Below are 1,196 nucleotides of genomic sequence, written 5' to 3'. Positions count from 1 at the left end.
CGGGCATGATACCAATGTCCGCTAGCTAATAGACTTTAGATTGGAGCGCCAGAGTTTACCTGATCGGCGAGCCAGCGGTGGATCAGGCCGGCGACTTTGGCCGGTTGGGTCCATTCCCGGGAAGCGGCGAAGAGGTGATCTTCCAACCGGCGCAAGCTGGGATAGAGCCGGTTGGTCACGCGGGCTTTGAGCAGGCCGCCGAAGCGCTCGACCGGATTGAGTTCCGGACTGTAGGGCGGCAAGGGCAGCAGCCGGAGGTTTTTCGGCAGCCGCGGATCGTCGCTCGGCAGGTGAAAGCCGGCTTGGTCCTGGATGACCACGTGCAGCGCTTGGGGATCGGCGGCGGCGATTTGTTGGAGGAAGACGGCGTGGATGTCCCGGTCGATCGCCGGGGTGAAGAGCAGTTCGGTGCGATGCTCGCCGTCGACTTCCAGCGCTTCATGGAGGTAACCCCATTGGTATTTGGTGGCGTAGGGCGCATGCACCCGCACGCCGCGCCGCGCCCAGACCCGGCGGATCACCGGCAACAGGCCATAACGGTGTTCGTCGAGCACCCACAGTCGCACCGGCTGGCCGGGCGCGGAGCCCACCACGGCCGTCAGCCGCGCGGGCAGCTCCGCCTTGAACTGGGCGGCCTTGGCCGGATCCTTTTTGGCGTGACTCTTGCGCGGCACCTTGAGCTTGCCACCCAGCCGGCGCAAAATTTTGCGCACTCCGCTCTCGCTCAGGCTCCGCCGGGTGCGCTTCTTGATCCACGCCTGAGCGTCGCGCGCCTGCCGGAACTGGCCGGTCTCCAGACGCCGGATAAACTCGACGGCCACGGCCCCGCGCACCACCGGCTTGCGCGCCCCCTTCCAGTCGCGCCGCAGCAAGCCGGCCACACCCTCGGCCACCACCTTGTCCCGATAAGTGAAGACCGTTTGCCGGCTCACGTCCGCCACCCGCATGATCTCGGCGGCCGTCAGCTCGTGCTGCGCGATCAACCTCACCACCAGCAGCCGGCGGCGGGCCCAGTCCGGCTGCGGCTCGGCCCACGCCGCCTCGATCTCCGCCACCACCGTTGCACCCAATTCAGGAAGTGTTCTTGCCATGCCCAAACTTGCCCGGTTCTCCCCGTCAGGGGAAGTCTAAAAGCTACGGGGCGTTGGTATTATCCCTCATAAGCGCTCCGCGATCGAGCCCGAGGACAGACCAAA

General features: G+C 66.1%; 1 protein-coding gene. It reads right to left on the bottom strand.

The genetic code is table 11. The features are described from left to right. Window positions 1-35: 35 nt before the first annotated feature. On the bottom strand, window positions 36-1,091 hold the full coding sequence (locus Q8S60_RS17685) for an IS630 family transposase (protein ID WP_305668755.1): 1,056 nt from the start codon (window positions 1,089-1,091) through the stop codon (window positions 36-38). Between the last annotated feature and the right edge of the window lie 105 nt (window positions 1,092-1,196).

Origin of the sequence: Parvibaculum sp. (assembly GCF_030694575.1) — a bacterium.
In the GTDB taxonomy this organism is placed as follows: Bacteria; Pseudomonadota; Alphaproteobacteria; order Parvibaculales; family Parvibaculaceae; genus Parvibaculum.
The sequence above is the reverse complement of the archived record's forward strand: the minus strand, read 5'-3'. Positions and strand labels throughout refer to the sequence as shown.